At 65.0% G+C, this 5,500-nt stretch carries 5 protein-coding genes; 1 reads left to right on the top strand and 4 read right to left on the bottom strand.

The window, feature by feature from the left end; translation table 11 throughout:
* Window positions 1-215: 215 nt before the first annotated feature.
* Both V7D81_RS22770 and V7D81_RS22765 read right to left on the bottom strand, forming a co-directional pair.
* Window positions 216-833: a TIGR02466 family protein gene (locus tag V7D81_RS22770; RefSeq protein WP_324320642.1), complete on the bottom strand. Its 618-nt coding sequence runs from the start codon at window positions 831-833 to the stop codon at window positions 216-218.
* Window positions 834-842: 9 nt separating this feature from the next.
* A complete protein-coding gene (locus tag V7D81_RS22765; protein WP_324320640.1) occupies window positions 843-1,766 on the bottom strand; it encodes a LysR family transcriptional regulator in 924 nt (307 codons plus the stop codon).
* Between the two features lie 142 nt (window positions 1,767-1,908).
* On the opposite strand from V7D81_RS22765, the gene V7D81_RS22760 reads away from it, so the two are divergent.
* Window positions 1,909-3,171 carry an acyl-CoA dehydrogenase family protein gene (locus V7D81_RS22760; protein WP_324320639.1) on the top strand — a complete coding sequence of 421 codons (1,263 nt, stop codon included), beginning with the start codon at window positions 1,909-1,911 and terminating at the stop codon, window positions 3,169-3,171.
* 86 nt (window positions 3,172-3,257) lie between these two features.
* Here V7D81_RS22760 and V7D81_RS22755 read toward each other — a convergent pair whose 3' ends face one another.
* Window positions 3,258-3,611, bottom strand: coding sequence for an ArsC family reductase (locus tag V7D81_RS22755; protein ID WP_324320637.1), 354 nt, complete (start codon window positions 3,609-3,611; stop codon window positions 3,258-3,260).
* Between the two features lie 34 nt (window positions 3,612-3,645).
* A complete protein-coding gene (locus tag V7D81_RS22750; protein WP_324320635.1) occupies window positions 3,646-5,226 on the bottom strand; it encodes a putative bifunctional diguanylate cyclase/phosphodiesterase in 1,581 nt (526 codons plus the stop codon).
* Window positions 5,227-5,500: the final 274 nt, after the last annotated feature.

The following is a 5,500-nucleotide window of genomic DNA, read 5'->3' as shown; positions in this document are numbered from 1 at the left end:
CAGGAACGCGGGGCTTGCTAACGGGGACGGGTCCATACATGGCACTGACTTAAGCCGTGCAATCTGTTTCCTCTGTAGGTCAGGCTTTAGCCTGACTCTGAAAAAGGCCGGCTAAAGCCGGCCCCACAGGCAGAGCAAATCCTTAAGTCAGTGCCATTGGGCTGAAGCCGGCCCCACAGGCTGTGGGTCAGGCTTCCGCCTGACTTCTTCGGCCGTCAGAACCAGCCATAGTTGAAACTGATGCTGATGCGCTCGGCAGCGAGCGGATTGGGCGCGACCTCGTGCCGCAACCAGCTTTCGAAGAGCACGAGACTCCCCGCCTGCGCCGGCAGCACCACCCACGGTTTGTTCTCCGTCCGTGCATCCATCCGCCGCGGCGGCGCCGCCATGAAGCGATCGAGCCGCGGATCTTCGAACTTGATGCCCGGTGAACCCTTCAGCGTCTGCACGTAGTACGTGCCGCTGATCGTCGACAGCGGATGCAGGTGCAGTCCGTGCACGACATGGCGCGGCATGATGTTGACCCAGCAGTCCGTCATGGCGAGCGGACGCTGTTCGATGTCGAGCTGCAGTTTGCGCGCGAACGCGCGGACGTGCCGGTTGAGCTTCTTCTCCAGCGCCGCGAACGTCGGCGAGAGCGTGTGCATGCGCGGCACCGAGCTGTAGGAGGTATAGCCGCCCGGATAATTCTGCTTCGACCAGCGCTGCCCGGCCTCGTCGTCGACACGTAACTGCAGGCACTCGCGCAACAGGCGGTTGTTGAACTGCCGCCAGTCGCGGCCCTGCAGGCTGGCCGCATGGATGAGCGTCGGAAAGAATCGTTGTGTCGGCATGTCGTGGGTCTACAGGGCGCTGATCGTGCGCGCGGCCAGCATCGATTCGCGTACCAGATCGCGGAACCAGGCGTTCGCGGCGTCTTCGTGCACGTTGCCGTGCCAGTACAGGAAGGTTTCGAGCGGCGGCGAGTCGAGCGGGAACAGCAGCATCTGGTTGCCGATGTGGCGGTTCGCGAGTTCGGCCTGATTGCGCGTCATGGTCGTCAGCACGTCGGACTGGCTGACGATCTCGCAAGCCGCAACGTGCTGCTGGCAGCGGACGCGGATGCGACGGGTAACACCGGCGCGGTTCAGTGCGGCATCTTCATAGCCGCCGCCGCGACGCCGGCCCGTGACCAGCACGTGCTCGTGCGTGAGATAGGTGTCGAGATCGAGCGAACCGCGGATCGCCGGGTGATCGGCGCGCGCCAGCACGACCAGCGGCTCGGCACTCATGCATTCGCGCCGCACGTCGAGCGACAGCGGCAACGCCACGTCGATGCCGACGTCGAGTTCGCCGCTCTGCAGGTCTTCCTCGAGATCGCGGCGATCGATACGCACCGACGCCACATCGACGTTCGGCGCCGTCTCGCGCACGCGCCGCAGGAGCGCCGGCAGGAAGGAATACTCGTGGGCTTCACGCACCGCCATGGTGAACGTGCGGTCGCTGGTCAGCGGATCGAACTGTCCGGCGTGCTGCATCATGTGTTCGAGCGCACCGAGCGACCGGCCGATGGTGGCCGCCAGCGCACGGGCCTTCGGCGTCGGCACCATGGCATTGCCATGACGCTCGAACAGCGGATCGTTCAGCATCTCGCGCAGGCGGGCCAGCGCATGACTCACGGCGGGCTGCGACAGGTGCAGGCGCTTGCTGGCCGGCGTGATGCCGCCTTCGCGGTAGATCGCGTCGAATACCGTGAACAGGTTGAGATCGATCCGGGGCAGGTGCATGTTCTCGTCTCCGCAGCCATTCGCGGCGCTGATCGGCCGCCATGCAGACATAGCATTGGCGTCGGGCACGCGATCACTGCAAGGTAGCGACAAGAATCGTACTGCAGGGCGATGCGCCCTGTCCCGACTCCACAGGTGCCCCATGGAATTCGAATTCAGTCCCCGTGTCCGTGAACTGCAGGCCCGGCTGCTGCGCTTCGTCGACGATCACATCGTTCCCAACGAGAAAACCTGCGAGCAGGAGCTGGCCGCGAACCGGCGCAACGGCAATCCCTGGGTGCCGCTGCAGATCATCGAGGACCTGAAACCCAGGGCGCGCGAGGCCGGGCTCTGGAACCTGTTTCTGCCGCGTTCGCCGCGCGCGCCGCAGGGCCTGTCGAATCTCGAATACGCGCCGCTGTGCGAGATCATGGGCCGCGTGCCCTGGTCGGCCGAGGTGTTCAACTGCTCGGCGCCCGACACCGGCAACATGGAAACCATCGAGCGCTACGGCACGGAAGCGCAGAAGGACCAGTGGCTGGAACCGCTGCTGGCCGGCGAGATCCGCTCGGCCTTCCTCATGACCGAGCCCGCGGTTGCCTCCTCGGATGCCACCAACATCGAGTGCAGCATCCGGCGCGAGGGCAACGAATACGTCATCAATGGCCGCAAATGGTGGTCGAGCGGCGCCAACGATCCGCGCTGCAAGGTGTACGTCCTGATGGGCAAGACCAATCCTGAGGCCGGCCGGCATCAGCAGCAGTCGATGATCCTCGTGCCGGCCGACTCGCCCGGCGTCACCGTGCTGCGGCATCTGCCGGTGTTCGGCTATGACGATGCGCCGCACGGCCATGCCGAAGTCGATCTGAAGAACGTGCGGGTGCCGGCGGCGAACATCCTGCTCGGCGAAGGCCGCGGGTTCGAGATCGCGCAAGGCCGCCTCGGCCCGGGCCGCATCCATCACTGCATGCGCTCCATCGGCGTCGCCGAACGCGCGCTCGAACTCATGTGCAAGCGTCTCAGTGCGCGCGTCGCCTTCGGCAAGCCCATCTCCGCCCAGTCGATCTGGCACGAACGCATCGCCGAAGCGCGCTGCTCGATCGATCAGGCGCGGCTCATGGTGCTGAAGGCCGCGTACATGATGGACACGGTCGGCAACAAGGTCGCGAAGAAGGAAATCGCCATGATCAAGGTGATCGTGCCGAGCATGACGCTGCGGGTCATCGACTGGGCGATCCAGGCCCACGGCGGCGGCGGCGTGAGCGACGAGTTCCCGCTGGCGAAACTGTGGGCCGGCCAGCGCACGCTGCGCCTCGCTGACGGCCCCGACGAAGTGCATCGCAATGCCATCGCGAAGCTGGAACTGGCGCAGCACCTGAACCGGCCGCAGGATGCGGTGGAGATGCCGGTGACGCGCGGGAGCTGAGGGATTCGCGCTTCCCTGTGGGGCCGGCTTCAGCCGGCCTCTTTCAGAAGTCAGGCTGAAGCCTGACCTACAGAAGACGCCGGCCCCTACAGACTCAGTCGCGCGGCCCGATATTCCTCCGGCCGGAAGCCGATCAGCAAGTGTCCGCCGCCTTCGAGGACGGGGCGTTTGATCATCGAGGGTTGTTCGAGCATCAGGTCGATGGCTTTCGCTTCGTCGAGGCCGGCACGCACTGCGTCGGGCAGCTTGCGGAAGGTCGTGCCGGCGCGGTTGAGCACCGTTTCCCAGCCCTTCGCCTTGCACCAGCGCGCGAGCGAGGCACGGTCGATGCCGCTGACTTTGTAATCGTGGAAGACGTAGTCGACACCGTGTTCGTCCAGCCAGGTCCTGGCCTTCTTCATGGTGTCGCAGTTCCTGATGCCGTAGAGCGTGATGGTCAAAGCCGGATCCCCGTCGAGCGTTCCGGCGCCGATCTTACGCGCTGGCTGCTTTCAGAAGATCGGTTTCGAGGTCCGGAAGTCCGAGGCGGCGGCCATTGAGGAATTCGCGCGCCCGCCGGCCGGGAACGGGTTCGGCGAACAGATAGCCCTGGGCGTAGCGACAACCGAGCCGCCGCAGGGTTTCGAGCTGCGACCACGCCTCGACGCCTTCGGCGACGACGTTGATCTTCAGATGCTGGGCCATCGCAATGATGGCGCCGACGATGGCGTGATCGTTCGTGTCGGTCACCAGGTCGCGAATGAAGCTGCGATCGATCTTCAGGCAATCGACACGCCAGCGTTTCAGATAGCTCAGGCTCGAGTAACCGGTGCCGAAGTCGTCGATCGCGACACGCAGGCCGAGGGCGGCCAGTTCGTTGACGGCGTCCTCGTTCGACTCGCCCTGGCGCGATTCGGGCTGCTCGAACATCGCGCCTTCCGTCAGTTCGATCTGCAGCATGGAGGGAGCGAGTTCGTAGGCAGTGGTCAGCTGCTCGATGCGTTCCCGCAGGTTCGCCCGGCGCAACTGCCCCGCCGAGACGTTCACCGCCACCGGCACCAGCACGGCGCCCGACTGGCGCCACTGTTTCATGTCTTCCACGACCCGCTGCAGCACGAAGTCGCCGATCTGCACGATCAGGCCGGTTTCTTCAGCGATCGGAATGAAGCGGCTCGGTGGAATGTATCCCTCTTCCGGATCCCGCCAGCGCACCAGCGCCTCGAGCGCGACCACCCGCCGGCTTTCGATCTCGATCAGCGGCTGGTAGTGGACATCGAAGCGTTGCGCCGCCAGCGCATCGCGCATGCTGGCTTCGATCGCCACGCGTTCCTTCAGTTTGCGATCCATCGTCGGATTGAACACCTGGAAGTTGTTGCGACCGCCTTCCTTGGCCTGGTACATCGCGGTGTCCGAATGCCGGAGCAGCGAACCCACGTCCTCGCCGTCGCGCGGGTACAGGCTGACGCCGACGCTGACCGTCGTCACCAGCGGCTTGCCGTCGATGACGATCGGCGCAGTGAGCGCGGCGGTGATGCGTGAAGCCGTATCCGTGACCTGCTCGGCATTGCGGACGGCGCCGAGGATGACCACGAATTCGTCGCCGCCCATGCGCACGACGGTGTCCTCGGCACGCACCACCTCCTTGACGCGTTGGGCGACCGACTGCAGGAGCTTGTCGCCGGTCTCGTGTCCGAAGGTGTCGTTGACGTGCTTGAACCGGTCGAGATCGAGAAACAGCACCGCCAGCGCCTGGCGACGCTTGCGGGCCTGCTCCATCGCAATGGGCAGATGCGCCGCCAGGAAAAGGCGGTTGGGCAGTCCGGTGAGCTGATCGTGATGGGCGAGCCGATCCAGTCGCTGCTGCTTTTCGAAAAGCTGCGCCTCGATCTTGCGGCGAACGGTATTGCCGTCTTCGACCTGCGCGAGATGCTCGGTATGCCGTGCCTCCGACTCGACCAGCCGCTCGCGCAACGACCGGAGGCGCGTGTGGAAGGTGTACGCGTACATCGAGACGGCGGCCAGCGCCAGCAGACTGCAGATCGTCAGTAGAGTGAGCATCGTCCCGGGAATCGCCATGACCTGGTCCGGAGTTTTCCAGAGCCGCGGCGGACGACAGCCGGGCCTGGTGCACACTTCAGCGGCAACGACCGGGCGCGTTATGAAATTTACAGACTGGGTCGTTCCTGATTTGACAGAAAGATGGACGCTGCCGCCCGTCGATGCGGGGATCGGATGAACGTCCTGCAGGTTGGGGACTACATCGATATGGGGTCCCTTCCTCCGCGCAGCGGGGCCTCTGTAGGTCAGGCTTTAGCCCACTAGTGTCCGGTTAAGCCACTACCGCGCGCGC

The sequence above is a fragment of the Povalibacter sp. genome (assembly GCF_036735925.1).
GTDB lineage: Bacteria > Pseudomonadota > Gammaproteobacteria > Steroidobacterales > Steroidobacteraceae > Steroidobacter.
Note: the sequence above shows the minus strand (reverse complement) of the source record. Positions and strands in the feature narration are given on the sequence as shown.